Source organism: Streptomyces sp. NPDC055025 (assembly GCF_053608565.1).
This window is the reverse complement of sequence record NZ_JBSGVS010000003.1, coordinates 220,167-246,347: the sequence shown is the minus strand read 5'-3', so window position 1 is coordinate 246,347 and position 26,181 is coordinate 220,167. Positions and strand designations below refer to the sequence as shown.

The window sequence follows — 26,181 nt, the reverse complement described above, 5'->3', positions numbered from 1 at the left end:
GCCGGGGCGTCGTTGCCCCGGCCGGCCCGTCGGCCCGGAACGCGGTCCGGGCGGTCGAACGTGTACGGATCAGTTGTTGCCGGTACCGTTCCCGGACAGGACCGGGATGTCGTCCAGGATGTGCGACAGCGGCTCGTCGCCCTTGGCCTGCGTGGAGTTCTCCGCGCACTGCTGGTTCTGCGGGGAGGCCAGGACGTTGATGTCCTGGACGGCCACCGGAATGAGGAGGCCGACCAGCGAACCGACGTTGGCCTTGGCGGGCAGGCCGACGCAGAGCTTGTTGAGCGAGCCCTGGACCAGCTCCAGCTGGGGGCTCATCTTGCCCTTGGTCGAGGAGTTGCCGAAGGCCTGCTTGGCGCCGTTGCCGCTGGCGGAGGTGGTGCCGCTGTCATCGCCGATGGCGAGCGCGGTGGGCGCCGCCGCAGCCGAAATGCCGACCACGGAGGCGGCGACGGCCGCGCCGGCCATAATCTTCTTGATCACTTTGTGTTCCTTTTCTCAAGAAATGCATGTGGAGCGACCTGGACAACCGCGTGTCCACGGTTTGGTTCCGGTGCTTCACTCGATCGGCTTGTTGATCGCCGGTAATAGGCCATTGGAGTGAACGTCCAGAACCAAACCCGCGGTGGGAAGTTGCTCAGGGGGCCCCGGGGACTTGGGGCATCAGTCAGAAGGGGACCCATCGTGATGTTCAAGAAGGTCATGGCCGGCGCGGCCGTCGCTGCCTCTGTCGTCGGCGTTTCGGCCGCCGCCGCTCCGCAGGCGCTGGCCATCGGCAATGACAACGGCACCACCTCCGCCAGCGGGAACGGCGCCTGGCAGGCCTACGGCAACTCGGCCACGTACGGCCACATGAGCCCGCAGATGGCCCTCATCCAGGGTTCGCTGAACAAGCCCTGCATCGGTCTGCCCGCCAAGCTCAACGCCGGCTCCCTCATCGGTCTTGTGCCGATCGCGGTCCAGGACGTCAACATCCTGTCGTCGCCGCAGAACCAGCAGTGTGTCGAGAACTCCACCCAGGCCAAGGGCGACGAGCCGCTGTCGCACATCCTGGACGACATCCCGGTCCTGTCCGGGAACGGTGTCGGCAACAACTGACGCCCACAGAGGCCCGGTCCGGCAGTGCGCCGGACCGGGCCTCCGTCATGTGCGGCGCGGGTCACCCCGGGGGCGGCCGGCGCCGGTCCCGCGGGTGGGTAGTGTGCCGGGATGCTCACCGTGACATCCGTGAATGTGAATGGCCTGCGAGCCGCCGCCAGGAAGGGCTTCGTGGAGTGGCTGGCGGAGACCTCCGCCGATGTGGTCTGCCTCCAGGAGGTACGGGCCGAGCCGGGGCAGTTGCCCGAGGCCGTACGGGAGCCGGAGGGCTGGTACGTCCTGCACGCCCCGGCGGCGGCCAAGGGCCGCGCGGGTGTCTCGCTCCTCTCGCGCCGGGAGCCGGAGCGTACGCGGACCGGATTCGGCAGCGCGGAGTTCGACACGAGCGGGCGGTACGCCGAGATCGATCTGCCGGGTGTCACGGTGGCCAGCCTCTATCTGCCGTCGGGCGAGGTGGGCACGGAGCGGCAGGACGAGAAGGTCCGGTTCATGGACGGGTTCCTCCCGTATCTGGCGGAGCTGAGGAAGCGCGCCGCCGCCGACGGGCGTGAGGTGCTGGTCTGCGGCGACTGGAACATCGCCCACCAGGAGGCCGGCGGGCTCGGTCGGCGGGACCTGGCGGGACAACAGCTATCCGGGGTGTGCCTGCGATGTGCCGTCGCACCTCTACTCGTTCTCGTTCGCGCCCAACCCCGACTGGCCGCGCGTCTTCTCCGGGCAGCGGCACATAAGGGCCTATCTGGAGCGGATCGCGGACGCCTTCGGACTCCGGCCGCATCTGCGGCTGCACCACGAGGTCCGGCTGATGCGCTGGGACAACGACGCCTTGCACTGGGAGATGGAGACCTCGCGGGGGAACTTCACCGCGGAGGTGGTGGTCTCCGCGACCGGGCCGCTGTCGGATCCCCGGATCCCGGAGGTCCCCGGGCTCGCCGGATTCCCGGGCAAGGTCTTCCACTCGGCGCGCTGGGACCACGACTACGAGCTGCGCGGCAAGCGCGTCGCCGTGATCGGCACCGGCGCCTCCGCGGTCCAGATCGTCCCCGCGATCCAGCGGGAGGCCGCCAGGCTGACGCTCTTTCAGCGGACCCCGCCCTGGGTGATGCCGCGCGCGGACCGCGCGATATCCGCGGCCGAGCGCCGGCTGCACCGGGCGCTGCCCTTCACCGGCACCGTACGGCGCAAACTGCTCTGGGGCATCAGGGAGTTGCAGGTCCAGTCGTTCACCAAGCGGCCGAACGAACTCGGGCTCGTCGAGGCCCTCGCCAAGGCCAATATCGCGAAGGCGATCAAGGACCCCGAGCTGCGGGTCGTGCTGACCCCCTCGTACCGCATCGGATGCAAGCGCATCCTGCTCTCCAGCTCGTACTATCCGGCGCTCGCGCAGCCGAATGTCGATGTGATCGCCTCGGGCCTCGCCGAGGTGCGCGGCTCGACGCTCGTCGCCGCGGACGGTACGGAGTGCGAGGCGGACGCCGTGATCTTCGGGACCGGCTTCCATGTGACGGACATGCCGATCGCCGAACGGGTCGTCGGCGCCGACGGGCGCACGCTCGCAGACACCTGGCGGAACGGTATGGAGTCGCTGCGCGGCGCGACCGCGGCCGGCTTCCCCAACTGGATGACGATCATCGGCCCCAACACCGGTCTGGGGAACTCCTCGATGATTCTGATGATCGAGGCCCAGCTCGCCTATATGGCCGACTATCTGCGGCAGCTCGACGGCCTCGGCGCTGTCGGCGGACGCGCGGCGCTGGCGGCCCGGCCCGCGGCCGTACGCGCCTGGAACCACCGGGTGCAGGAGCGGATGAGGCGGACCGTGTGGAACACGGGCGGCTGCACGAGCTGGTACCTGGACGCCAACGGACGCAACACCACCATCTGGCCCGGTACGACAACGGAGTTCCGCAGGGCCACGCGCCGCGTCGATCTCTCGGAGTACGAGGTGATCCGCGCCGCGGGACCGCACACGGATGTCGCGGGGTGCGCCGGCGGGAGCGGCGCGAGGGAGGCCGTCCGATGAGCGCGACGCGGACGGCGAACACGCCCGGCCGCCCGCCCGGGGGGCGCGCGACGACCGCCGTCTCCGCCGACGGATCCCGTGTCCATATCGAGGTGTTCGGCCCCGAGGGCCGGCCCGCCGTCGTACTGGTCCACGGCTGGACCTGCTCCATCCGCTTCTGGTCCGCGCAGATCGAGGACCTCGCCGCCGACCACCGGGTGATCGTCTACGACCAGCGCGGACACGGCCGTACGCCGCTGCCCGGCCCGAGCGGGTACTCCACTGACGCGCTCGCCGACGATCTGGAGGCGGTGCTCGCCGCCACCCTGGCACCGGGCGAACAGGCCGTGTTCGCCGGGCACTCGATGGGCGGTATGGCCGTGATGGCCGCCGCGCGCAGGCCCGCCTTCCGGGAGCACGCCGCCGCCGCGCTGCTGTGCAGCACGGGCAGTTCGCGGCTGGTCGCCGAGGCGCTGGTGGTACCGATGCGCGCCGGGCGGGTACGGACGCGGCTCACCCGGCTCGTTCTCGGCGCCCGCACCCCGCTGGGCCCCGTCACACCGCTGTCCAGGCGGATCCTGCGCTACGGGACGATGGGTCCGGGAGCCGCGCCGGAGCGGATCGCCCGGTGCGCGAGGATCGTGCACGCCTGTCCGCGGGTCTCCCGGGTCGCCTGGTCACGGGTGCTCGGCGAGCTCGATCTCGACGCGGACGTAGGGGAGTTGAGGGTGCCCACCGCCGTACTGGTGGGGACCGCGGACCGGCTGACCCCGCCGGTCCAGTCACGGGCGCTGGCCGCCGCGCTGCCCGACTGCGCCGGTCTGACCGTACTGGCGGGGACCGGGCATATGACGCCGGTGGAGGCGCCGGAGGCCGTCACGGCCGGGATCCGTGAGCTGGCCGCCGCCCATGTCGGGCCGAGGGAGGACGCGGCATGAGCCGGGGCGGGGATCTCGAAGGCCGGGTCGCGGTGGTCACGGGCGCGGCGCGCGGTGCCGGCGGCTGCGCTGGCCGGCGAACCGTACGTATCCGCTCGGGCCGGCCGCCGGCCGGATCGTCGCGGGGACGGAGCGGCGCCCGGCGCATGTCTGCGCGCAGTGGTGGCCGGGCGGGAGATGAGGCGCTTCGCACCGCGTCCGGCCGTGGTGCGCAAGGGACTTGTGGGTGCGGGCGGGGCCGCCGACGAGCGTGAGCACACACAGCGTGACTGATCGAAATGCGCGGAATGTCGTGGCATGTAAGTCTGGTCGAGGCCCCACCCCCCACCCCCCACCTCTTCCAGGAGTTGAAATTCCATGGGCATTTCCGACCAGTTCAAGGACAAGGCGCAAGAGCTCGGAGACCGGGCGAAGGCGCAGATGGGCGACAACCAGAGGGACGACCAGTCCCCGCGTTCACAGCAGAGCCGTCAGGGCCAGGGCCAGGGCCAGCAGGGCCAGGGTCAGGGCCAGCAGGGTCAGGGCCAGGGCCAGCCGAACCGGCACGGGCAGCAGCCGGCTCAGCCGGCCCAGCCGGGTCAGCACGGACAGGCGGGCCGCAACCCGCAGGGCAACGACCGTGCCCAGGACCGCGACAACCAGTCGCCCCGCAGGGCGCAGGACGCGCGCGACGAGTTCGACGACCACTTCGACGCCTGAGCGAATGGCCCGAGGGCTTGAGTGTCCGAGGGTTTGAGTGCCTGAGGGCTTGAGGGCTTGAGTGTCTGACAAGAGGCGCACCCGGTTCGCCGGGTGCGCCTTCTTTACGTTCCGTCCTTACGTTCCGTCCGGCTCTCAGCCCGTCTCGCGCGGCGGCAGCGGGGGACGGCGCAGATCGGGCACGGCTCCGTACCCCGGCGGTGTCGAGGCCGGCTGCCCCGCCAGCAGATCCAGTGCCACCCACACCGCGTCGTCGAGCTGGGCGTGCCGGCCCTCCGCCCAGTCGAGCGGGGTGCGCAGCGCCTCGATGTCGGGCTCCACACCGTGGTTCTCCACGGACCAGCCGTACGCGTCGAACCAGGCCGCGTTCATCGGCACCGTGATCACCGTGCCGTCGGTGAGACGGTGGCGTCCCGTGATGCCGACGACCCCGCCCCAGGTCCGCTGGCCCACCACCGGGCCCAGATTCAGCAGCCGGAAGGCGGCGGTGATCATGTCGCCGTCGGAGGAGGTCGCCTCGTCGGCGAGCGCCACGACCGGGCCGCGCGGCGCGTTGGAGGCGTACGAGACGGGCTGGGCGTCACGCGTCAGATCCCAGCCGATGATCCTGCGGCTGAGCTTCTCCACCACCAGCTCGCTGATATGGCCGCCCGCGTTGCCCCGTACGTCCACGATCAGCGCGGGCCGCGAGACCTCAAGGCGCAGATCGCGGTTGAACTGCGCCCAGCCCGAGCCGCCCATGTCGGGGATATGCAGATAGCCGCACCGGCCGCCGCTGATCTCCCGTACCACGGCACGGCGTTTGGCCACCCAGTCCTGGTAGCGCAGCGGGCGTTCGTCGATGAGCGGGACGACGGCGACCCGGCGGGAGGGGGTTTTGCCCCCGGCGGGCCGGAAGGTCAGCTCGACCGTGGTGCCTCCGGCGGCGGCGAGCAGCGGATAGGGGCCCGTCACCGGATCGACGGGCCGGCCGTCGACATGGCTGAGGACCGCCCCCTCGCGGATACCCGTACCGGCGAGCGGCGAGCGGGCCTTGGAGTCGGAGGAGTCGCCGGGCAGGATCCGCTTGATCACCCAGGCGCCGTCCCGGCAGACCAGATTGGCGCCGAGCAGTCCGATCGGGCGCTGGTAGTGCGGCGGGCCCTCGTTGCGGCGGGCGGGGGTGACATACGCGTGGGAGGTGCCCAGCTCGCCGAGGACCTCACGGAGCAGATCCGCGAACTCGTCGGGGGAGGCGACCCGTTCGACCAGCGGACGGTACTGGGCGAGGACAGCGTCCCAGTCGATACCGCACATCCCCGGCTCCCAGAAGTACGCGCGGATGATGCGGCCCGCCTCGTCGAACGCCTGGCGCCACTCCGCGCCGGGGTCGACGTCGTGCAGGATCCGGCGCAGATCGAGAAAGACCGTCGAGTCGCCGTCGCCCGGCTCGGTGGCGGGTACGGCCCGTAGCTCGCCGTCGTCCACGACCACCAGCCTGGTGCCGTCACCGCTGGTCGCGAACCAGTCCAGATGGTCCACGAGTTCGCTCTTACGGGCCTTGACGATGTCGAAGTGTTCGAGGGTGGGGCGTCCCGACATGTCCGCGGGGTTGGCGAAGGTCTCGCCGAGCGCGCCCGAGATCGGCCAGCGCAGCCAGACCAGACCGCCGCCGCTGACCGGGCGCAGCGCCGAGTACTTGGACGCGGTGACGGGGAACGGGGTGACCCGTTCCGCCAGACCCTCGACCTCGACCGTGACCGTACCGTCGCCGGACTCGCTGTCCGACGGGTCGAGTCCGCCCGCGGCGGGGCGGCCGTCCGGGGACAGCGCGAACGGCGACGGGGTGGCGGAGGAGAGCGGTACGAGATAGGGGCGGCAGCCGAGCGGGAAGGAGAGGTCGCCGGTGTGCACGTCGTACACCGGGTCGAAGCCGCGCCAGGACAGGAACGCGAGATAGCGGCCGTCGCTGGTGAAGACCGGATTCTCGTCCTCGAAGCGGCCGTTGGTGACATCGACGACCGTGCGGGCGAAACTCCCGGCGATCTTGGCCAGCTTGATCTGGCGCAGGGAGCGGCCGATACCGGGGTGGGACCAGGTGAGCCAGTCGCCGTCGGGCGAGAAGGCGAGATCGGCGACGGGTCCGTTGACGGAGTGGATGAGCTCGGTGACGCGGCCGGGCGCGGGGGCCGGGGCCGGTGCGGGGGCGGGCGGCGGTGGCGGTGTCGCCGGTTCCGGTGCCGGTTCCGGTGCCGGTGTCGACGCCGGTTCGGGTGCGGGTGTTCCCTCCTGCGTTTCCTCGGACCCCTCCGCCTGCGTTTCCGCCTCCGCCCGCGTTTCCTCTTCCTCCTCCGTGACATCCACGAGCAGCAGCCTCCCGTCGTGGGAGGCGATCGCTATCCGCTCGCCGTCCGGGTCGGCGACCATCTCCAGTACGTGGCCGAGCTGTCCGGACGCCAGTCGGCGCGGCGGCCGGTCCCCGCTCGCGCGGGGCAGATACGCGATCTCTATGGCGTCCTCACCGTCCGCGTCGGTGACGTAGGCGACCTGGCCGCCGCTGCCGAGCATCTTCGGGAGCCTGACCCGTACGCCATGGGTGTCGGCGATCGTCCGGGCCGGGCCGTCGCGGTGGGTGAGCCAGTACAGGCTGCCGCGTACGGAGACGGCGCTCGCCCGGCCCGTCGTGTCCACGGATATCCCGTTGACGTGGCTGGAGGCGGGGACCTGGTAGCCCCGGCGCCCGGCCCGCTGCCCGCCGAGCCGTACGTCCAGCTTGCGGGGCACGGAATCGGCGGTCAGCGAGTCGACCAGCCAGAGATCGCCCGCGCACTGGTAGACGACCCGGCGGCCGTCGGACGACGCGTGGCGTGCGTAGAAGGCGTCGTGGTCGCTGTGGCGGAGCAGCCCGGTGCCGTCGGGACGGCAGGAGTAGAGATTGCCGACGCCCTCGTGGTCGGAGAGGAACGCGATACGTCCGCCGACGAACATCGGGCAGTCGAGATGGCCCCCGAGGTCCGCGAGCAGCCGCTTGCCGTGCAGCCAGAGCCGTCCCATCGCCCCGCCGCGGTACCGCTTCCAGGCGGCGGGCTCGTGCGGCGGCTTGCCGGTGAGCAGGAGCGTACGGTGCTCGCCGCCGATGTCCGCGACGGCGATGTCGTTGACCGGGCCCCAGGGCAGCGCGCCGCCGGGGGAGCCGTCGGTGGGGAGGCCGTAGGCCCAGGCGAAGTAGGAGAACGGCCGGCCGTGCGAGGAGACGGCGAGGATCTGGGAGTCGCCGTCGCTGTCGGGGGGCGTCCAGCCGCAGACGCGGGTGTCGGTGGCGCCCCAGTAGGTGAGCCGGCGGGCCGGTCCGCCGTCCACCGGGGCCAGATGTATCTCGGGGTCGAGGCTGCGCCAGGTCGTATAGGCGATATGGCGGCCGTCGGGCGAGAAGCGGGGGTGACCGACTCTGGTGCGGTCGACGGTCACCCGCCAGGCGCGTTCGGGCCGATGCCCTGCCGGTGCGAGGGGGGCGACCCAGAGGTCGTCCTCGGCGGCGAAGCACAGCAAGTCGTCGTGCAGGTGCGGGAAGCGAAGATACGCGACGTCGTCACTCACCCCCCAATGCTGCCCTTTCCGAGCCCGATCCGCCTCTGCGCCTCGTCTCCCGGCGGGGACCGTGGCGCGCCTGCGGCGCGTGGTGCGGGTGGTGTGCCGCGGCTGTGGCGCAAGCCACAAACGAAACGGGTCCGTTTCGCTTTCCGCCGGGTTATCTTCGTACTGTACGAAACAGTTTCGTTCGGGAGGTCGGGGTCATGGCACGCAGCAGGCTTACGCCGGAGCGCGAAGCCGAGCTGTACGGTGCCGTGCTCGATCTGCTGCGCGAGGTCGGCTACGACGCCCTCACCATGGACGCCGTCGCCGCCCGTACCCGGTCCAGCAAGGCCACCCTCTACCGCCAGTGGGGGAGCAAGCCCGAGCTGGTCGTCCGTGCCATGCGGCACAACAAGCCCGTCAGTCTCGAACAGCTCGACACCGGTTCGCTCCGCGGCGATTTCCACGCGCTGTTCGCGGCCGGCGACGACTGCCAGATGGAACGGGACTCCGCGCTGATGCGGGGCCTGTTCCGTGCCGTCCACAACAATCCCGACCTCCACGAGGCGCTCCGCGAGCTGCTGATCGAGCCCGAGATCAACGGACTCCATACGCTGCTGCGACGTGCCGTGGACCGCGGCGAGATCGCCGCGGACAACCCCGCGCTCAAATACGTCACACACATGCTGGTCGGCGCCTTCGTCGCCCGGCAGCTGATCGAGGACCGGTCGCCGGACCGGACTTTCCTCAGGTCGTATCTCGACGCCGTGGTCCTCCCCTCCCTCGGCGTCTGACCGTCCCCCGCAGGACCCCTCACCTGACGAGTGCCGCTCTCGCCGTCGGGCCGGCTCCCCATGCCCTGATCCATCGATAGACCGGGAGTACGCCCTCGTGGCCACGTTTCTCTACAAGCTCGGACGGCTGGCCTTCCGGCGCCGCCACTATGTCGCCCTGTTGTGGGTGGCACTGCTGGCGCTCGCCGGAGTCGGTGCCGTCTCCGCGTCCACGCCCACGTCCAGTTCCTTCTCCATCCCGGGAACGGAGGCCCAGAAGGCCTTCGACCTGCTGGAACAGCGCTTCCCCGGAGGCAGCGCCGACGGCGCCACCGCCCGGGTGGTCTTCAAGGCGCCCGCGAACGAGAAGATGACCGACGCCGGCCACAAGGCCGAGGTCCGCGCGATCGTGGACGAGCTGTCGGGCGGTTCCGACCAGGTCTCCTCGGTGACCGATCCGTACACCGCGAACGCGGTCTCCAAGGACGGGTCGACGGCGTATGTCTCGGTCTCGTACAAGGTCGCCTCGATGGAGCTGACCGACGAGACCCGGACGGCACTGGAGGAGACCGGCGCCGAGGCGCGGGCGCAGGGGATGGCGGTGGAGATCGGCGGTGACGCGCTCCAGGCCGCCCCGGAGACCGGCGCCACCGAGATCATCGGGGTGGCCATCGCGGCGGTCGTACTCGTCATCACGTTCGGATCGCTGATCGCCGCCGGGCTTCCGCTGCTCACCGCGCTCATCGGGGTCGGTATCGGTATCTCCACGATCACCGCGCTCGCCAATGTCCTGGACCTGGGCTCCACCACCTCGACCCTCGCGATGATGATCGGCCTCGCGGTCGGTATCGACTACGCGCTGTTCATCGTCTCCCGCTACCGGGCCGAACTGGCCGAGGGCAGAGAACGCGAGGAGGCCGCGGGACGGGCCGTCGGCACCGCCGGGTCCGCCGTGGTCTTCGCCGGGCTGACGGTCGTCATCGCGCTGGTCGGTCTCGCCGTGGTCAATATCCCGATGCTCAGCAAGATGGGCTTCGCCGCCGCCGGTACGGTCGTGATCGCCGTCCTCATCGCGCTCACCCTCATCCCGGCGCTGCTCGGCTTCGCGGGCAAGCGGGTGCACGGCCGCAAGGCCCGCCAGGCGCTGGAGAGCCAGGCCGCGGGACACCACCACCACGCCGGGCACAAGCCCAATCTGGGCACCCGCTGGGCGCGGTTCGTGCTGCGCCGGCCCGTCACCGTACTGATCACGGCCGTCCTCGGGCTCGGGGCGATCGCCCTTCCGGCCACCTCGCTGGAACTGGGCCTGCCGGACGACGGTTCGCAGCCCGTGAGCACCACCCAGCGCAAGGCGTACGACCTGCTCTCCGACGGTTTCGGCCCCGGCTTCAACGGACCGCTGATGGTCGTGGTCGACGGCAGGGCCGACGACAACGCCAAGGCGGCGGCCACCGAGGTCGCCGACACCGTGAAGAAGATGGACGGCGTCGCCGTCGTCACCCCGTCCACCCTCAACAAGGCGGGCGACACCGCGACCATCACGGTGATCCCCGAGGACCGTCCGTCGTCGGTCGAGACCGAGAACCTGGTCCACTCCATCCGTGACACGGGCGGACGGATCGCGGCGGACAGCGGGGCCGAGGTCCTGGTCACCGGCGCCACCGCGATGAACATCGACTTCTCGGAGAAGATGAACGACGCGCTGATCCCGTATCTCGCGCTCGTCGTCGGACTGGCCTTCCTGCTGCTGATGCTGGTCTTCCGGTCGGTGCTCGTACCGCTCAAGGCGGCGCTCGGCTTCCTGCTCTCCGTCGTCGCCGCGCTCGGCGCGGTGGTCGCGGTCTTCCAGTGGGGCTGGCTCGGCGGGCTGCTGGGGGTCGAGCAGACCGGTCCGGTGATGTCGATGATGCCGATCTTCATGGTGGGCGTGGTGTTCGGTCTGGCCATGGACTACGAGGTCTTCCTGGTCACCCGGATGCGCGAGGCGTATGTCCATGGCGAGCGGCCCGGCGAGGCGATCGTCACCGGCTTCCGGCACGGCGCCCGGGTGGTCTCGGCCGCGGCGGTGATCATGATCGCCGTCTTCGCGGGCTTCATCGGCTCCAGCGAGTCGATGATCAAGATGATCGGCTTCGGTCTCGCGATCGCCGTTTTCTTCGACGCGTTCGTGGTCAGGATGGCGATCGTGCCGGCGGTGCTCGCGCTGCTCGGCGGGAAGGCCTGGTGGCTGCCGCGCTGGCTGGACCGGGCGCTGCCCAATGTGGACGTCGAGGGCGAGGCGCTGCGCAAGCGGCTCGGGGACACGGCCGGTGCGGACGGCGGTCCGGGGCCGGAGCGTGAGCTGGTCGGCGTCTGACGCGCCGGGACCGAGTCCTCCGGAACCACCGGGGACGTCCCGGGAACACCGGGGGACGACGGTCCCACCCTGAACGCCGGGACCGCGGCGTGAGCGGCGCATGGTCCCGGTACGCGCCGGCAGCCGTGGGGACGGGAGCCGGAGCGACGCGCACGGCCCGGTCGTACACCTCCTGGGCGAGGTGTGGGACCGGGCCGTCGTGCTGTCCCCGGGTCGCTCATGTCCGGTGGAGCAGCCTGCCCAGTTCGTTGTCGACCTGTATGTCGTGGCGCTCCTCGCCCGCGGGGATCATCGCGTACGAACTCCGCAGGAACCTGCGCAGCGGCGCCGAGTCGAACTGCACCATCGCCACGCCTTCCGGCGAGTGGAACTCCAGTACGGTCTGGGCCCGGCCGCACGGCCAGACCTGGACGTCGCCGTCGCCGGAGGGGAGTCGCAGGCCCTCGTCGAGGAGATCCCGGGCGAAGGCCCAGACCACCTCTCTGTCGTCGAGGGAGACCTCGGCCGGGAACACGATGCGCATGGCGAGCGGGTCGTCGCCGTCGTAGCGAAGGGTGACGGAGACGGCCTTGTGGTGGGGGGCGTCCGTGATGAGACGGCATTTGGCGGGCTGCTCGACGACGGGGGACATCGGCTGGCTCCTCTGCACTGCTGCGGTGGCCGCGAACACGGCTGGGGACGCGGGTGCGGCTGCTACGGCGGCTGGGCTCGCCTCGGGAACTGGAGCAAACCTCCTCCATTTGAGAGAGGTTTAGTACTTAATCCTACAAAGAATATGCATTTATCCCTAATTTTCCCGGAACTGGTATCGGCCGATCACCGATACGGCAACTCGCGTACAACCTGCTCTTGCGAACTGTTCGCAACAGGGCTCTACTTTGGAACTGCTCGTCACCCCCCGCCGCACCCCCGGCGCACCCCTCGCGCGCACCACCAGCAGGAAGCGGAGCCCGTTCATGCATGTCCCCGACGGATTCATCGATGTGCCCGTCTCGGCCGCCGCCGGCGTCGTCGCCGCGGGTGCCGTGGCGGTCAGTCTGCGCGGCGCGCGCCGTGAGCTGGACGAGCGCACCGCGCCGCTCGCCGGACTGGTCGCCGCCTTCATCTTCGCCGTGCAGATGCTCAACTTCCCCGTGGCCGCCGGTACGAGCGGCCATCTGCTGGGCGGGGCGCTGGCCGCGATACTCGTCGGTCCCTTCACTGGGGTCCTCTGTGTCTCCGTCGTCCTGCTGATGCAGGGCATCCTCTTCGCGGACGGCGGGCTCACCGCGCTCGGTGTGAACATCACGGTCATGGCCGTGGTGACGACCGTCGTCTCGTACACGCTCTTCCGCGGCCTGGTGAGGGTACTGCCGCGCACCCGCCGTTCCGTGACCGTCTCCGCCTTCGTGGCCGCGCTGGTCTCCGTACCGGCCGCGGCCCTCGCCTTCACCGGTATCTACGCCGTCGGGGGGACGACGGACGTACCGATCGGCAAGGTGCTGACCGCGATGGTCGGTGTCCATGTGCTCATCGGGATCGGCGAGGCCGTGATCACCGCGCTGACGGTCGGCGCCGTCATCGCCGTACGGCCCGACCTGGTCCATGGCGCCCGGGGGCTCACCGCGCCGCTGAAGCTGCGCGTGGGCGGGGAGCTGGTGGACGCCGCGCCGGCGGCCGTGCCCGCCGCGGCCGCCGTGGCCGGGACGCCCGCCGCCTCCGGGGCCGGGACCGGGGCCGCGACGGGGACGCCGGTCGCGCGTTCGCCCCGGCGGCTCTGGGCCACGGGCCTGGTCACCGCCCTCGTCCTGGCCGGATTCGTCTCCTTCTACGCCTCCGCCGACCCCGACGGTCTGGAGAAGGTCGCCGCGGACCACGGCATCGACAGCAAGACCGAGGAGCACGCCTCCGCCGACTCCCCGCTCGCCGACTACGGGGTCGAGGACATCTCCGACGCCCGGCTCTCCGGCGGTCTCGCCGGGGTGATCGGTGTGGGCGCCACGGTCGCCGTGGGCAGCGGTGTCTTCTGGGCGGTGCGCCGCCGCCGTCACGGGAGCGCCGGGTCCCCGTCCACCGGGTCCGCCGTCGGCGGGAACGCCTGAGATGGGCGCGGGTCACGCCCACAAGCTCTACCGGCACGGGCACTCGCCGGTCCACCGGCTGCCCCCGCACTGCAAGCTCGCCGCCGTCCTCTGCTTCGTGATCGTGGTGGTCTCCACCCCGCGCGAGGCGGTCTGGGCGTTCGTGCTCTACGGGGTGCTGCTCGCGGTGGTCGCCGCGGTGGCCCGTGTCCCCGCCGGATTCCTGCTGCGCCGGCTGCTGATCGAGATCCCGTTCGTGGCCTTCGCGGTGCTCATGCCGTTCGTGGTCCCGGGCGACCAGGTCCGGTTCCTGGGCCTGTCGTTGAGCGTGCCCGGTCTCTGGGGGGCCTGGAACGTACTCGCCAAGGGCACCCTGGGCGTCGCCGCGTCCGTGATCCTCGCGTCCACGACCGAGCTGCGTTCCCTGCTGCTCGGCCTCCAGCGGCTGAGGCTGCCGTCGCTGCTCGTACAGATCGCCTCCTTCATGATCCGGTACGGCGATGTCATCACCGACGAGATGCGCCGGATGTCGATCGCCCGGCGCTCGCGCGGCTTCGAGGCGCGGGGCGTGCGGCACTGGGGGGTGCTGGCCAAATCCGCCGGCGCGCTCTTCATCCGCTCCTACGAGCGGGGTGAACGCGTGCATCTGGCGATGGTGAGCCGGGGGTACACGGGCACCATGCCGGTCATCGACGAGGTGACCGCGTCCCGGGCGCAGTGGGCCCACGCCGCCGCCCTCCCGCTGACGGCGCTCGCCGTCTGTCTGCTTGGCTGGACCCTATGACCGTCTCTTCCGTCCCCTCCGCCGGACCCCCGGCGCCGGCCCCGCCGTCCCTTGAGGTCAGCGGGCTCGCCTATGCCTACCCGGACGGCCATCAGGCCCTCTTCGGTGTCGATCTGACCGTGGGACGCGGTGAGCGGGTCGCGCTGCTCGGCCCCAACGGCGCCGGCAAGACCACGCTCGTCCTGCATCTCAACGGGATCCTCACGGCGGGCGCCGGTTCGGTCGCGGTCGCCGGGCTGCCGGTGGCCAAGCGGAATCTGGCCGAGATCCGGCGCCGGGTGGGCATCGTCTTCCAGGACCCGGACGACCAGTTGTTCATGCCGACGGTACGGGAGGACGTGGCGTTCGGCCCGGCCGCCGCCGGACTGCGCGGGCCCGAGCTGGAGGCACGGGTGGTCACCGCGCTGGGCCGGGTCGGGATGGCGGAGTACGCGGGGCGCCCGCCGCACCATCTCTCCTTCGGGCAGCGGCGCCGGGTCGCCGTGGCGACCGTACTGGCGATGGAACCGGAGATCCTCGTCCTCGACGAGCCCTCGTCCAATCTCGATCCGGCGTCCCGGCGTGAACTCGCCGACATCCTGCGGTCGCTGGACATCACCGTGCTGATGGTCACGCACGATCTGCCGTACGCGCTCGAACTCTGCCCCCGCGCGGTGATCCTCAGCGACGGTGTCATCGTGGCGGACGGACCCACGCACGGGCTGCTCGGCGACGAGAAGCTGATGGCCGCGCACCGGCTGGAGCTGCCGTTCGGATTCGACCCGCGTTCCGTGTCGCCCGGACACGTTGCACCATAGAGGGGGTCACGCCGCCGGGGTGTGGCGCGCGATGACGGGGTGGGTGGCGCGGGCGTGGACGTCCAGGGCACGGTGGCGGCGGGCTTCGAGCCGGTCAGGGACGCATTCGTACGGAACTTCGAGCGGCTCGGTGAACGGGGCGCGGCGGTCGCCGTCTTCCAGGACGGGCGCAAGGTCGTGGACCTGTGGGCGGGCACGCGCGATGTGGACGGAGCGGCGCGGGGGCCGGGAGCGGGAGCGGGAGCGGTCGCGGGCACCGGTACGGGGACGGACATCGGTACGGGTTCCGGTAGCGGGACGGCTTTCGGCATCGGTGCGGGTAGCGGTACGGGTACGGGGACGGACGGGGGCGCTCCCGGGCGGGTGCCGGAGGGCCGTGTCCCGGATCCGGCGCCCTGGGCGGTGGACACCGCCCAGATCGTCCGCTCGGCGACGAAGGGCGTCGCCGCCGCCGTACCGCTCCTGCTGCACCAGCGCGGACAGATCGATCTCGACGCCCCGGTCGGCACGTACTGGCCGGAGTTCAAGGCCGCGGGCAAGGAGCGGGTGCTCGTACGGCATCTCCTCTCGCACCGCGCGGGCGTACCCGTGCTCGACCGGCCGCTGACCCCGGCCGAGGCGCTCGACGGCGAGTCGGGGGCGCGGGCGCTCGCCGCCCAGCGGCCCTTCTGGGAACCGGGCACGGACCACGGCTACCACGCGCACACCTACAGCTGGCTGATCGCCGAACTGGTCAGGCGCGTCACCGGGCGGAGTGTCGGCCGGTGGATCGCCGAGGAGATCGCCCGTCCGCTGGGGCTGGACTTCTGGGTCGGGCTGCCGGCCGAGGAGGCCCACCGGGTGGGGCGGATCGGACGGCTGACGGAGCCGGCCGCGTCCGGCGGCGCGCTGCGGCTACGGCCCAAGCGGTCGGTCTCCGAGGCGTACCGGGACACGGACTCGCTCACCCGCCGCGCGTTCGGGGTGATCGATCCGCGGCCCGACGAGAACGACCCGGCGTACCGGGCCGCCATGCTCCCCGGCTCCGGCGGTATCTCGACGGCGCGTGCCCTGGCGCGGTGCTACGCCGCGATGATCGGCCCCGTCGACGGCCACCGGCTCTTCGCGCCCGCCACGCTGACCCTGGCGCGTACGGAGGAGTCGGCGGGCCCGGACCGGGTCCTGGTCGTCGCCACCCGCTTCGGTCTGGGCTACATGCTGCACGGACCGGCGGCGCCGCTGCTCGGCCCCGGCTCCTTCGGACATCCGGGGCGCGGCGGCTCGCTGGGCTTCGCGGACCCCGAGTCGGGGATCGCGTTCGGGTATGTGACGAACGGTATGCGCAAGGGGGTCACGGCGGACCCCCGCGCACAGGCTCTGGTGCGGGCGGTGCGCTCGGTGCCGTCGGTGCGGCCGGAGGCGTGACGGCAGGGTCACCCGTAATCGCGCTCGGGGCCGACCGGTACGACGTTGGTGAGGTCCACGGCGGGGCGCAGCGCCTCGGCGATCCTGACGGCGTCGTCCACGGCCCACAAGTGGGTGAAGAACAGGCGCGGTTCCTCCGTCAGCCCGTGGTTGTGGACCTCGACGAGACTGATGCCGCCGCGCCGTAGTGTCGTGAGGACGTCCTGTACCTCGTCGGCGACCATGGCGAAGTCGCCGTTGAGCGCGGCCCGGCCGCCGCCCAGGGGCTGGAAGTTGAAGGCCGAGGTGGCCCCCAGGCCCGGGGGCAGCACCAGGTGCCTGTCGATGATGGGCTCGCGGCGGGCGAAGACGGACTTGTAGATCCCGCGGTCGTTGTCGCCCTTGACGCCCATCACGGCCTCGATCGCATCGATGTCCAGATCGAGCCGCGGCGGACGTCCCGTCGGCCGGGCGGGCGGGCTCGACGTCCGGTCCATGGCCGCGCGCAGCCCGCGGGCCAGCGGCACCGGGTCGTCCCCGTGACCGTGGATATGGGTCCACCAGACGTCGGGTGAGTGGGCGAGCAGATGCTTGTGAAGGGCGGTCACCGCGATTCCGTGATCGGCCAACGCGTCGATCACCTTCTGGAGTTCGTCCTCGGTGACATTCAGATCGCCCATGACCAGGACGCTGTCGTCGCTGTACCGGACGAAGGCCATGTGGGAACCCAGGGCGAGTTCGGGCGCCACCTCGACGCCGTAGGAGACCACCTTGAGATCGTCGCGTGCGAAGCGGGTGTGGTAGAAGAGGCCGCGTACGAGGCTGCCCGGACGGCCCAGCACGTCCGCGACCTCCTTCCAGTGCCCTGTCGTCGTGGGCACCGGGGTGAGATGCGCGGGGCCGCCGCCCCCTTCCATCCCCTCCTTCGCCCCGGGGACCTCGGTCGCGTCGGCCCTCGCCGGCTCGGCCTGGGCGACCATCGTCCCCATACCGGCGAACACCGGTGCCAGCGCGGCGGCGACGAGCAGTCGCCGGCGGGGCGCCGCTGCCGCTGCCGTGTCCGGTGCGTCGGCTCCGTTCGCGCCGGGGCCGTCCGCGGCGGGTCTGTCCGCGCCGGTTTCATCCGTCCTGCTGTTGTCCGTCCTGGTGTTGTCCGTCTTGGTTTCGTGCTCCGCGTCTCCGCTCATCACCTTTGTACCTCCGTGACGCGATCAAAACATGATCCGACGGGGCGCGCGATCCATGAGGGACGCCCGGACGCCCGGGGAACTCTGGTGCGGGGCGCCCGGTCGGCGACATGATCGCCGCATGACACGTTTCGAGGGATACGGCGTACTGATCACCGGAGCGGGACGCGGCATCGGCGAGGCGACCGCGCGCCGGCTGGCCGAGGAGGGCGCGCGCGTCCTGGTGACGGACCTGGACGAGAAACGGGCGGCACGGGCGGCCGAGACCATCCCGGGCGCGGTGGCGTACGGATGCGATGTGGCCGACCGCTCGTCGGTGGAGGCGGCGGTCGCCTACGCGGTGGAGCGCTTCGGCTCACTGGACGTGCTGGTCAACAACGCCTACGCGTGCGCGCCGGACGCCCCGCTCTTCGAGGACGAACCGGACGAGGTCTGGGCGCGGGATCTCGACATCACGCTCACGGGCGCGTTCCGCTGCGCCCGCGCGGCGCTTCCGCACCTCGTCGCCTCGGGCCGGGGCGCGATCGTCACGATCGGGTCCGTCAACGGCGAGCAGGACTTCGGCAATCACGCCTACAGCGCGGCCAAGGCGGGCCTGGCGAGCCTCACCCGTACCCTCGCGGGCCACGCGGCGCCACGGGGTGTCCGCGTGAACCTCGTCGCCCCGGGCACGATCGCCACGGACGCCTGGGCGGGCCGGGAGGCTGAGTTGGGCCGCGCGGCGCCGCACTACCCGATGGGCCGGGTGGGCACACCGGGCGATGTGGCGTCGGCGGTGGCGTTCCTGGCGTCCCGGGACGCGGCGTGGATCACGGGGGTGACGCTGCCGGTGGACGGCGGGCTGCTGACGAGCAATGTGGGTCTGCGGCAGGCGCTGGGCTCAGCCGGCGGTGTGCAGCATGAGACCGATTCCCACCACCATCAGGCCCGCCGCCGCGATCCTCGGGGTGCCGAAGCGCTCCTTGAAGAAGAGCGCGCCGATCGCCGCGCCCACGATGATGGATGACTCGCGCAGTGCCGCGATCGGTGCGAGAGGGGCGCGGGTCTGGGCCCACAGGACCAGACCGTAGGCCAGCATGGAGAGGGCCGCGCCGAGCAGGCCCAGGAAGGCGTGGGGGCGGAGCTGGGGGAGCAGCCGGGCGCGGCGGGTGTACAGGGCGTACGCCGGGATCAGGGCGCCCTCCAGGATCATCAGCCAGGCGATGTAGCCGATCGGTGAGCCCGAGTTCCGTACGCCCAGGCCGTCCACGACGGTGTACGCGGCGATCGAGAGACCGGTCGCGACCGCGGCGAGCAGCGCGGCCCAGTGGGGCCCGTGCCCCGCCGTGCCTGCCGTGCCCGTCTTCCCCGCTGTCCCCGTCGTGTCCGTCGTGTCAGCCGTTCCTCGCGTTCCTCGCGTCCCCGAGCCCCGTATCCCCCAGAGCGCGACGCCCAGCAGTCCCGCCGAGGCGACCGCCACACCCGTCGCCTGCCAGGTGTCCAGGGACTCGCCCACGAAGACCGCCGCCAGCACGGTGACCACCAAGGGCGCCGTGCCGCGTGCGATCGGGTACATCTGGCCGAAGTCGCCGAGGCTGAACGAGCGCATCAGCAGCGCCTGGTAGCCGATGTGCAGCAGCGCCGAGACGATCATGTACGGCCAGGCCGCCCGGTGCGGCAGCGGCGCGAAGCAGGCGATCACCGCGCCGATCGCCGCGGCGCCGCCGCCGATCAGGGTGAACGCGACAAGCTGGTCCTTCATGGTGTGCGCGATGGCGTTCCAGGCCGCGTGGGTGAGAGCGGCGACCAGGACCGCGACGGCGACGAGCGGTGTCACGCCTTGCGCTCGCGTACGTCCACCAGGGTGCCGCCCGCGTGCGCGACCAGGGATGCCGGTTCCATGGGGAACACCGTGTGCGGTGTGCCCGCCGCCGCCCACACCACGGCGTGGGCGAGCAGCCCCCGGTCGGCGAGCACACGGGTCTTCGTACGGTGCCCGAAGGGCGGGACGCCGCCGATGGTGTATCCGGTGGTCTCCCGTACGACCTCGGCGTCGGCCCGCTTCACGGCCGCCGCGCCCAACTCCCGCCGTACGCGCTCCACATCGACCCGTGAGGCACCGTCCATCAGGACCAGTACGGGCACGCCGTCCGCCTCGAAGACCAGCGACTTGACGATCTCGCCCAGACCGCAGCCGATCGCGGCGGCGGCCTCCGCGGCGGTGCGGGTGGCGTCGGGGAAGCGGCGGATCCGGCCCTTGATCTCATCGAGGCCCAACTCGCGCAGGGCCTTGGCGAAACGGGGGTGGGCGGCGGAGGCGGTGGTGTCGGAAGTGCTCATGTGCCGCACGCTAGCGGTCACGGCACGGCCCGTACCACCGGCTTTCCTCCGGTGGGAGACCCTGGCGGCGAGACCCATGGAGCGTGTGGGCGTGTGGGCGTGTGGGTCCGTGGAGCGTGTGGGCCCGTGGTCACTCCCCGGCGGTGTCGGCCGAGTCGGCGGTGTCGGCCGCGGCGCCGGTGCCGGCCGCGTCGAGGAGGATCCGCGCCAGTTCGCCCGGACGGGAGAACATCGGCCAGTGGCCGGTGTCCATCTCCACCAGCCGCCAGTGCTCACCGGTCAGCAACCGGGCCACCTCCTCGCTCGGTTCCGGTCCGTCGAGCAGACACTTGATGTAGGTCGCCGGGAGCTCTCCGAGCGGCCGTGTCAGCACGGCCGGCTCGGACAGGGAGGCACCCGGGTGGGGCGTCGAGCCGCTGACGATCCGGGTGATCTGCTCATCGGTGAGACCCTGGCCGGCGTAGTCGCCCGCCGTCAGCGGTGCCCAGAAGCCGCCGTTCCCCGCGATCGCGGCCTCCAGCTTCGCCGGGCCCTCCCACCAGCCGGAGACGAACGACTCGCCGTCGGCCGGAACCTCGGAGTCGACGAAGACCACACGGGCCAGCCGGTCGCCGATCCGCTCGGCGGCCTGACCGACCGGGATGCCCGAGTAGCTGTGCCCGACCAGGACGACATCGCGCAGATCCCGGCCTTCGACCTCGTCCACGATGTCCTGGACATGGGTCCGCTGCCCGGCCGGCACGCCCCGCTTCTCCGCGAGGCCGGACAGCGTCAACGGGTGGACGCCGTGGCCGGCCGCACGCAGCGGCGGCACCACCTCGTCCCACGCCCAGGATCCGAGCCACGCGCCTGCGACAAGTACGAATTCGGTCATGACGGCAACCTAGCGGAGGGGTCTGACAACGCCCCCGGACCACGTCGGAGGATCGGAAGAGAGGATCGGAAGATCGGAAGAGGACCTAGTGGCCTCCGCCGTCGGCGTGGATGACCTCTCCGGTGATCCAGGCCGAGTCGTCGGAGGCGAGGAAGACGGCCACGGCGGCGACGTCCTCGGGCCGGCCGAGTCTGCCCAGGGGAGTGGCGGCGATCAGTTCGTCCGCCATGTCGCTGCCGATCACGCCGAGGGAACGGGCGCCTTCGGTGTCGGTGGCCCCGGGGGCGAGCGCGTTGACCCGGATCCCCCGTCCGGCCAGTTCCTTCGCGGAGATCCTCGTCATGGTCGTCAACGCGGCCTTGGTCGAGGTGTAGAGAGCGGATCCCGGGCGGTTGTGCGCCATGCCGGAGGTCGTCACATTGATGATCGCCGCGTTCTCCTCGGGGGCCTGTTCGGCGAACGCCCGCGTGGTCAGGACCGGGCCGAGGACATTCGTCCCGTACTGCCGGTGGAACTCCTCCTCCGTGATCTCCGTCATCGCCTGGAAGGAGAAGACGGCCGCGTTGTTGACGAGGATGTGCGCCGGGCCGAACTCCTGGACCGTACGGGCGAAGAGACCGGCGACCTGATCGGCGCGGGAGACATCCGCGCGCACCGCCAGCGCCCTGCCGCCGTGCTGTTCGATCTCGGCGACCGCGTCCTTGGCGGCCCGGTCGTCCCGGCTGTAGGCGACGGCCACCGAGGCTCCCTCGGCGGCCAGTGCCAGGGCGATGCCACGGCCGATGCCTTTGGTGCCACCGGTGACCACGGCGGTACGGGATACGAGCTTGCCCACGAGGTGTCCTTTGCGGGGGTTGAGGGGAAGGGGCCGCTCAATGGCGGCCGTTGGGTGCCCTTCCACTCTGTTCAACCCCGGCAATTGCTTCAAGAGGGCACAAAAAGGTGCCCTGGTTCCCTCGTTGACACCACCGGGCCGGGCCGGAGGGCCCTCCGCCGGCGCCGGACCCGGGTCCCGTCTCAGTCCGACGGGGGCGAGACGGCGTCGTAGGCCGCCCGTGAGGTCTCGATATAGCCGAGGTGCTCGTCGGTCCAGTGGGCCAGGGGGTAGAGGACCGAGTGGAGGCTGCGTCCGGCGTCGGTGAGCGCGTACTCCACCTGCGGCGGCACGGTCGGTGTCACGGTTCTGCTGACCAGCCCGTCCCGCTCCAGCCGGCGCAGGGTGGCGCTCAGCATCCGCTGGGTGATGCCGTCGACCGACCGCTTCAGTTCGTTGAAGCGGCGGGGACCCGCGTTGAGACGGCAGATCACGATCACCGTCCACTTGTCCCCCAGCCGGGCCAGCACCTCACGCAGCAGGACGGCACGCGGCAGCGCCGTATCGGCGTCGGCCGGGATGGTGGTCATGGTGCCTCCGTGGTGGCCTTCGTCTCCCCGATATCCGGTATCCACGGTATACCACCCCCGTCTGTGCCACCCCCATCTCCTGGCGACGCAACTCGGCGTGGAGACGGGCCACTTCACGGTGGTAGACGGGCCACTTCACGGTGGTGGGCCTGGCGGGGGAGCGTGCCCGGGGGAGCGTGCCGCCGGGTGACGTCGGCGGGGCGGGACGGCGGGCGGGGCAGCGGGACGGCGGCGGGGCGGCGGGCGGGGTTCGTTTCCCCGTACCCGCCGCCCGTGGCCGGACCGCGTGGTCAGCCCGCCGCGAGTACCGCCGCCACCACCGGGCCCGCCGCGTCTCCGCCGTGGCCGCCCGACTGGACGACCGCCGCCGCGGCCACGTCGTTCTGGAAGCCGGTGAACCAACTGTTCGACGTGGCCTGGCCGTCGACCTCCGCCGAGCCGGTCTTCGCGCCCTTGTCGCCGCCGAGTCCGGACATCGCGTTCGCCGCCGTACCGCTCGTCGCCGTGAGCCGCATCATGTCGCGGAGCTGCTGCGCCACCGCGTACGGGAGCGAGCGCGCGGCGGTGGCCAGCGCGCGGTCGTCCAGCGAGCGTGGCACGATGACGGGCTGCTTGAACGTGCCGTTCTTCGCGGTGGCGGTGATGGACGCCATGTTGAGCACGTTCATCTGGACCGTGCCCTGCCCGATGTACTGCGCCGCCGCCTCGCCGCCCACCGCCGACGGCACGCTTCCGTCGAAGGAGGCGATCCCCGTCTTCCAGTTGTCGAGGCCGATGCCGAAGACCTGCTCGGCCTCGTTCTTCAGCGCCGAGTCGTCATGGGTGTCGTCGATCAGCTTGATGAAGGCGGTGTTGCAGGAACGGGCGAAGCTCTGCGCGAAGGTGCCGCCCTCGATCGAGAAACCGTCCAGGTTCTGGAACGTACGGCCCTGGTACATGGCGGTCGGCGGGCACTCGGCCGGCCGGTTCGCGTCGGCCAGGCCCTTCTCCATCAGCATCGCCGCGGTCACGATCTTCATCGTGGAGCCGGGCGCCTGCTTGCCGAGCATGGCCGCGTTGAAGCCGTCCTGGCGGTTGTTGGCGACCGCCAGGATCTCGCCCGTACTGGGCTTGACCGCCGCGACCGACGCCTCGCTGAACTTCTTCACCGCCTGCTCGGCGGCCGCCTGCACATTCGCGTCCAGCGTGGTGCGCAGCGTGCCCTCCTCGCCCTTGGCGAGGGTGAGCAGGGTCTGCCCCGGCACGGTGTCGCCGTCGCTCCTCAGCGACAGCTCGACGCCCGGCGAGCCGCCCGCGTCGGCGCCGTACCGTTCCCGGAGCTGGTCCAGGACGGACGCGAGCGAGGGGTACTTCTCCTTCGTCAGCGTGATGCCGTTGCGGTCCACCGCCTTGATGGGCGGGACCTTCGCCTCGGAGGTCTCCAGATGGGTCGTGTCCGTCAGCTTGGGATGGATCACGGACGGGGCCCATTCGACCAGCGGGCGCCCGGTGGTCAGTCCGCGCACCACGGTCAGCTCGGAGCTGTACGCCCACGGCTTGCTCGCGCCGCCGAAGGTCACCGTGGCCTTGACGGTGAACGGCACCTTGGGGCCCACCGCCGGGCCCGGCGTGATCACCGCGCGGGTGACATGGGCCAGGTCGCGGTAGCCGTCGATGACGGGCGCCGCGGCGGTGGGGTCGTTGGTGAGCTGGGCGACGGTCGTGCCGTCGTCCCCGCCGGCCCAGCCGGCGAGGAAGTCCTTCGCGGCCTTGTCGATCTCGTCGGCGCTCAGCGGCCCGGTCTTGATCTCTTGTGTCGCCGATGTGGTGGTGCTGTCCGTGTTGCCGCCGGTGAGCCCGCTGTAGACGTTGTACGCGCCGTACCCCACCCCGCCCGCGACCACGGCGAACACCCCGCCGACTATGGCGACCTTCGCTCCACTGCGCATCTGTGCAGTCCCCCTCCCCAGGAGCCCCCTGAACATCTGAACATGTTCAAGGAAGTATCGGACCGAACTCTACGGGACGGGTGTGCCGGGGGAGGAGTGCGTTATCGGACTGGGACGGTCACCACAACCCCGCCAAGACCCGGTACACCCGCGCTCACCGGGACCCCGGTGTCGGACCCCGGTGTCGGACCCAGGTGTCGGACCCCGGTGTTGGACCACGGTGTCGGACCACGGTGTCAGACCCAGGTGTCGAACCACATCCTGCCGCGCCAGGAGTCGATCGGGATCGGGGTGCCGGTGTAGATGGGCCAGAAGTAGATGAAGTTCCAGATGATCAGCAGGACCAGTACGCCCGCGCCGACCGCGCCGATCGTTCTGCGGCGTTCGTCGGCGCCCGGGGGGCCGATCAGGGCGCCGGCCAGCATGGTCACCGCGAGGCAGAGGTACGGGACGAAGACGACCGCGTAGAAGAGGAAGATCGTCCGCTCCTGGTAGAAGAACCAGGGCACCCAGCCCGCCGCGACGGCGCAGGCGATCGCGCCCGCGCGCCAGTCGCGGCGGAAGAACCAGCGCCACAGCACGTAGCAGAGCGCCAGGCCGGCCGCCCACCAGAGCAGCGGGGTGCCGATCGCCAGGACCTCACGGGCGCAGTTGCCCGGGGTGCCCGCCGGGCAGCCCTCGCTGCCGGCCTTCGGGTCCTCGTAGAAGTACGAGACCGGGCGGCCCAGGACGATCCAGCTCCAGGGGTTCGACTGGTAGGTGTGGCCCGAGGTCAGATTGATGTGGAACTGGAAGACCTCGTTCTCGTAGTGCCACAGGCTGCGCAGCCAGTCCGGCAGCCAGGTGAAGCTCCCGCCCTTGCCCTGGGTCGTGGCCCAGTTCCTGAAATACCCCTTGTCGGTGACGATCCAGCCGGTCCAGGACGCGACATACGTGACGATCGCGACCGGCACCGTCGAGAAGAACGCCGGCACGATGTCCCGGCGCAGCACCGCGGCGTACGGCCGTACCGCGCCCGCCGTGCGCCGGGCGCCGACGTCCCACAGGACGGCCATGACCGCGAAGGCCGCCAGGATGTAGAGCCCGTTCCACTTCGTCGCGAAGGCCAGCCCCAGCATCAGCCCGGCCGCGATCCGCCAGGGCCGCCACCCCAGCCGCAGCCGCTCGGCGACATCGACGTCCGGGCGCAGCAGGCCCTCCTCGTCCACCGGGAGCGCCGAGGCGAGTCTCCGGCGTGCCCAGTCGCGGTCGATCACCAGACACCCGAAGGAGGCCAGGACGAAGAACATCAGCACCAGATCGAGGAGCGCGGTACGGCTCATCACGAAGTGCAGACCGTCGACGGCGAGCAGTCCGCCCGCCAGACACCCCAGGAACGTGGAACGGAACAGCCGCCGCCCGATCCGGCAGAGCATCAGCACCGAGAGCGTGCCGAGCACCGCCACCATGAAGCGCCAGCCGAAGGGAGTGAACCCGAAGAGCTGCTCACCGAGGCCGATGACCCACTTGCCCACCGGCGGATGCACGACATACCCGGGGTCCGTCGGCAGCGGCACTCTCGACGGGTCGGCCAGGATCTGCTTGTCGATGTCCTTGGGCCAGCTCCCCTCGTAGCCCTGGTTGACCAGTGCCCAGGCGTCCTTGGCGTAGTACGTCTCGTCGAATATCACCGCCTTCGGGCTGCCCAGGTGCCAGAAGCGCAGTACTCCCGCCACGGCCGCCACCAGCAGCGGACCGCCCCACGCGGACCAGCGGACGAGCCGCTCCGCCGTCGCCGGCGGCACGGCGAGCACGGCCCAGAGCCGCTCCGAGGGCCGGGTGTACGGCGGCACCAGCCGCTCGCGCAGCCCGGTCACCGGCCGCGGCACATGGCCGAATCGGCGCAGCCGCTGAGGCCATGAGGGCGGCGTTCCGCCGGCGTCGTGCCCCTGGAGGGCTTCAGGCGCAGTACTGGTCACCGCGCCATCGTAGGGAACGCCGCTGTGCGAGGGGTGCTCCGCGTCCTGCGAGGATGGCGGGATGGCGGA

Annotated in this window: 20 protein-coding genes and 4 pseudogenes; 13 read left to right on the top strand and 11 right to left on the bottom strand. The window is 71.3% G+C overall.

Annotated elements, in window-relative coordinates; genetic code table 11:
• Positions 1-69: 69 nt before the first annotated feature.
• Positions 70-480 carry a rodlin gene (locus ACWGDX_RS03655; RefSeq protein WP_453621864.1) on the bottom strand — a complete coding sequence of 137 codons (411 nt, stop codon included), beginning with the start codon at positions 478-480 and terminating at the stop codon, positions 70-72.
• A gap of 207 nt (positions 481-687) precedes the next feature.
• Here ACWGDX_RS03655 and ACWGDX_RS03650 point away from each other — a divergent pair, with 207 nt between their 5' ends.
• The 6 genes and pseudogenes from ACWGDX_RS03650 to ACWGDX_RS03625 all read left to right on the top strand — a co-directional run bounded on the left by ACWGDX_RS03650 (position 688) and on the right by ACWGDX_RS03625 (position 4,737).
• A complete protein-coding gene (locus ACWGDX_RS03650; protein ID WP_453621862.1) occupies positions 688-1,098 on the top strand; it encodes a rodlin in 411 nt (136 codons plus the stop codon).
• Between the two features lie 111 nt (positions 1,099-1,209).
• Positions 1,210-1,677: pseudogene (locus ACWGDX_RS03645) on the top strand (exodeoxyribonuclease III); the annotation flags it as partial.
• Positions 1,678-1,693: 16 nt separating this feature from the next.
• A pseudogene (locus tag ACWGDX_RS03640) lies at positions 1,694-3,121 on the top strand (flavin-containing monooxygenase); the annotation flags it as partial.
• A complete protein-coding gene (locus tag ACWGDX_RS03635; RefSeq protein ID WP_453621860.1) occupies positions 3,118-4,038 on the top strand; it encodes an alpha/beta fold hydrolase in 921 nt (306 codons plus the stop codon). The pseudogene ACWGDX_RS03640 and the gene ACWGDX_RS03635, both read left to right, overlap by 4 nt.
• A gap of 58 nt (positions 4,039-4,096) precedes the next feature.
• A pseudogene (locus ACWGDX_RS03630) lies at positions 4,097-4,311 on the top strand (short-chain dehydrogenase); the annotation flags it as partial.
• Positions 4,312-4,395: 84 nt separating this feature from the next.
• Positions 4,396-4,737 carry a hypothetical protein gene (locus ACWGDX_RS03625; protein WP_453621812.1) on the top strand — a complete coding sequence of 114 codons (342 nt, stop codon included), beginning with the start codon at positions 4,396-4,398 and terminating at the stop codon, positions 4,735-4,737.
• 135 nt (positions 4,738-4,872) lie between these two features.
• Here ACWGDX_RS03625 and ACWGDX_RS03620 read toward each other — a convergent pair whose 3' ends face one another.
• Positions 4,873-8,313 (bottom strand): S41 family peptidase, encoded by a 3,441-nt coding sequence (locus ACWGDX_RS03620; RefSeq protein ID WP_453621810.1) that lies wholly within the window; start codon positions 8,311-8,313, stop codon positions 4,873-4,875.
• A 197-nt stretch (positions 8,314-8,510) separates the two neighbouring features.
• Here ACWGDX_RS03620 and ACWGDX_RS03615 point away from each other — a divergent pair, with 197 nt between their 5' ends.
• Together ACWGDX_RS03615 and ACWGDX_RS03610 are read left to right on the top strand one after the other, a co-directional pair.
• The gene (locus ACWGDX_RS03615; RefSeq protein ID WP_453621808.1) at positions 8,511-9,083 is read left to right on the top strand and encodes a TetR/AcrR family transcriptional regulator; all 573 of its coding nucleotides are present in this window, start codon (positions 8,511-8,513) and stop codon (positions 9,081-9,083) included.
• Between the two features lie 97 nt (positions 9,084-9,180).
• The gene (locus tag ACWGDX_RS03610; RefSeq protein WP_453621806.1) at positions 9,181-11,418 is read left to right on the top strand and encodes an MMPL family transporter; all 2,238 of its coding nucleotides are present in this window, start codon (positions 9,181-9,183) and stop codon (positions 11,416-11,418) included.
• A gap of 217 nt (positions 11,419-11,635) precedes the next feature.
• Here the strand turns inward: ACWGDX_RS03610 and ACWGDX_RS03605 are convergent, their stop codons facing one another.
• On the bottom strand, positions 11,636-12,049 hold the full coding sequence (locus ACWGDX_RS03605) for an SsgA family sporulation/cell division regulator (RefSeq protein ID WP_365901434.1): 414 nt from the start codon (positions 12,047-12,049) through the stop codon (positions 11,636-11,638).
• 325 nt (positions 12,050-12,374) lie between these two features.
• Here ACWGDX_RS03605 and ACWGDX_RS03600 point away from each other — a divergent pair, with 325 nt between their 5' ends.
• From ACWGDX_RS03600 to ACWGDX_RS03585, 4 genes are read left to right on the top strand one after another with little or no spacing between them, the layout of a single operon-like run.
• A complete protein-coding gene (locus ACWGDX_RS03600) occupies positions 12,375-13,499 on the top strand; it encodes an energy-coupling factor ABC transporter permease (RefSeq protein ID WP_453621858.1) in 1,125 nt (374 codons plus the stop codon).
• A 1-nt stretch (position 13,500) separates the two neighbouring features.
• Positions 13,501-14,262 carry a cobalt ECF transporter T component CbiQ gene (gene cbiQ, locus ACWGDX_RS03595; protein ID WP_453621804.1) on the top strand — a complete coding sequence of 254 codons (762 nt, stop codon included), beginning with the start codon at positions 13,501-13,503 and terminating at the stop codon, positions 14,260-14,262.
• Positions 14,259-15,059, top strand: a complete 801-nt coding sequence (locus ACWGDX_RS03590) for an energy-coupling factor ABC transporter ATP-binding protein (protein WP_453621802.1) — start codon at positions 14,259-14,261, stop codon at positions 15,057-15,059. Before cbiQ ends, ACWGDX_RS03590 begins: the two co-directional genes overlap by 4 nt.
• A gap of 54 nt (positions 15,060-15,113) precedes the next feature.
• Positions 15,114-16,463 carry a serine hydrolase domain-containing protein gene (locus ACWGDX_RS03585; protein ID WP_453621856.1) on the top strand — a complete coding sequence of 450 codons (1,350 nt, stop codon included), beginning with the start codon at positions 15,114-15,116 and terminating at the stop codon, positions 16,461-16,463.
• A gap of 8 nt (positions 16,464-16,471) precedes the next feature.
• Here ACWGDX_RS03585 and ACWGDX_RS03580 read toward each other — a convergent pair whose 3' ends face one another.
• The gene (locus ACWGDX_RS03580) at positions 16,472-17,629 is read right to left on the bottom strand and encodes a DUF1259 domain-containing protein (RefSeq protein ID WP_453621800.1); all 1,158 of its coding nucleotides are present in this window, start codon (positions 17,627-17,629) and stop codon (positions 16,472-16,474) included.
• Between the two features lie 121 nt (positions 17,630-17,750).
• Between ACWGDX_RS03580 and ACWGDX_RS03575 the strand changes: the two are divergent.
• A pseudogene (locus ACWGDX_RS03575) lies at positions 17,751-18,506 on the top strand (SDR family NAD(P)-dependent oxidoreductase); the annotation flags it as partial.
• A gap of 3 nt (positions 18,507-18,509) precedes the next feature.
• Here ACWGDX_RS03575 and ACWGDX_RS03570 read toward each other — a convergent pair.
• From ACWGDX_RS03570 to ACWGDX_RS03540, 7 genes are all read right to left on the bottom strand, one after another.
• Complete coding sequence (locus tag ACWGDX_RS03570) at positions 18,510-19,445, bottom strand: EamA family transporter (RefSeq protein WP_453621798.1); 936 nt, start codon at positions 19,443-19,445, stop codon at positions 18,510-18,512.
• Positions 19,442-19,948 carry a YbaK/EbsC family protein gene (locus ACWGDX_RS03565; RefSeq protein ID WP_453621796.1) on the bottom strand — a complete coding sequence of 169 codons (507 nt, stop codon included), beginning with the start codon at positions 19,946-19,948 and terminating at the stop codon, positions 19,442-19,444. Before ACWGDX_RS03565 ends, ACWGDX_RS03570 begins: the two co-directional genes overlap by 4 nt.
• 130 nt (positions 19,949-20,078) lie before the next feature.
• A complete protein-coding gene (locus ACWGDX_RS03560) occupies positions 20,079-20,822 on the bottom strand; it encodes an alpha/beta fold hydrolase (protein ID WP_453621794.1) in 744 nt (247 codons plus the stop codon).
• A gap of 85 nt (positions 20,823-20,907) precedes the next feature.
• The gene (locus ACWGDX_RS03555) at positions 20,908-21,657 is read right to left on the bottom strand and encodes an SDR family NAD(P)-dependent oxidoreductase (protein WP_453621792.1); all 750 of its coding nucleotides are present in this window, start codon (positions 21,655-21,657) and stop codon (positions 20,908-20,910) included.
• Between the two features lie 182 nt (positions 21,658-21,839).
• A complete protein-coding gene (locus tag ACWGDX_RS03550; protein ID WP_453621790.1) occupies positions 21,840-22,226 on the bottom strand; it encodes a winged helix-turn-helix transcriptional regulator in 387 nt (128 codons plus the stop codon).
• A gap of 290 nt (positions 22,227-22,516) precedes the next feature.
• Entirely contained in the window at positions 22,517-24,154 is a 1,638-nt protein-coding gene (locus tag ACWGDX_RS03545) for a penicillin-binding transpeptidase domain-containing protein (RefSeq protein WP_453621788.1), read from the bottom strand.
• A 236-nt stretch (positions 24,155-24,390) separates the two neighbouring features.
• Positions 24,391-26,112 carry a dolichyl-phosphate-mannose--protein mannosyltransferase gene (locus ACWGDX_RS03540; RefSeq protein WP_453621786.1) on the bottom strand — a complete coding sequence of 574 codons (1,722 nt, stop codon included), beginning with the start codon at positions 26,110-26,112 and terminating at the stop codon, positions 24,391-24,393.
• Positions 26,113-26,181: the final 69 nt, after the last annotated feature.

Coding starts and splice junctions, on each gene's coding strand:
- ACWGDX_RS03565 (WP_453621796.1), bottom strand. CDS start 19,948: ATGAGCACTTCCGACACCACCGCCTCCGCCGCCCACCCCCGTTTCGCC.
- ACWGDX_RS03590 (WP_453621802.1), top strand. CDS start 14,259: ATGACCGTCTCTTCCGTCCCCTCCGCCGGACCCCCGGCGCCGGCCCCG.
- cbiQ (WP_453621804.1), top strand. CDS start 13,501: ATGGGCGCGGGTCACGCCCACAAGCTCTACCGGCACGGGCACTCGCCG.
- ACWGDX_RS03650 (WP_453621862.1), top strand. CDS start 688: ATGTTCAAGAAGGTCATGGCCGGCGCGGCCGTCGCTGCCTCTGTCGTC.
- ACWGDX_RS03605 (WP_365901434.1), bottom strand. CDS start 12,049: ATGTCCCCCGTCGTCGAGCAGCCCGCCAAATGCCGTCTCATCACGGAC.
- ACWGDX_RS03615 (WP_453621808.1), top strand. CDS start 8,511: ATGGCACGCAGCAGGCTTACGCCGGAGCGCGAAGCCGAGCTGTACGGT.
- ACWGDX_RS03625 (WP_453621812.1), top strand. CDS start 4,396: ATGGGCATTTCCGACCAGTTCAAGGACAAGGCGCAAGAGCTCGGAGAC.
- ACWGDX_RS03545 (WP_453621788.1), bottom strand. CDS start 24,154: ATGCGCAGTGGAGCGAAGGTCGCCATAGTCGGCGGGGTGTTCGCCGTG.
- ACWGDX_RS03560 (WP_453621794.1), bottom strand. CDS start 20,822: ATGACCGAATTCGTACTTGTCGCAGGCGCGTGGCTCGGATCCTGGGCG.
- ACWGDX_RS03635 (WP_453621860.1), top strand. CDS start 3,118: ATGAGCGCGACGCGGACGGCGAACACGCCCGGCCGCCCGCCCGGGGGG.
- ACWGDX_RS03550 (WP_453621790.1), bottom strand. CDS start 22,226: ATGACCACCATCCCGGCCGACGCCGATACGGCGCTGCCGCGTGCCGTC.
- ACWGDX_RS03600 (WP_453621858.1), top strand. CDS start 12,375: ATGCATGTCCCCGACGGATTCATCGATGTGCCCGTCTCGGCCGCCGCC.
- ACWGDX_RS03580 (WP_453621800.1), bottom strand. CDS start 17,629: ATGAGCGGAGACGCGGAGCACGAAACCAAGACGGACAACACCAGGACG.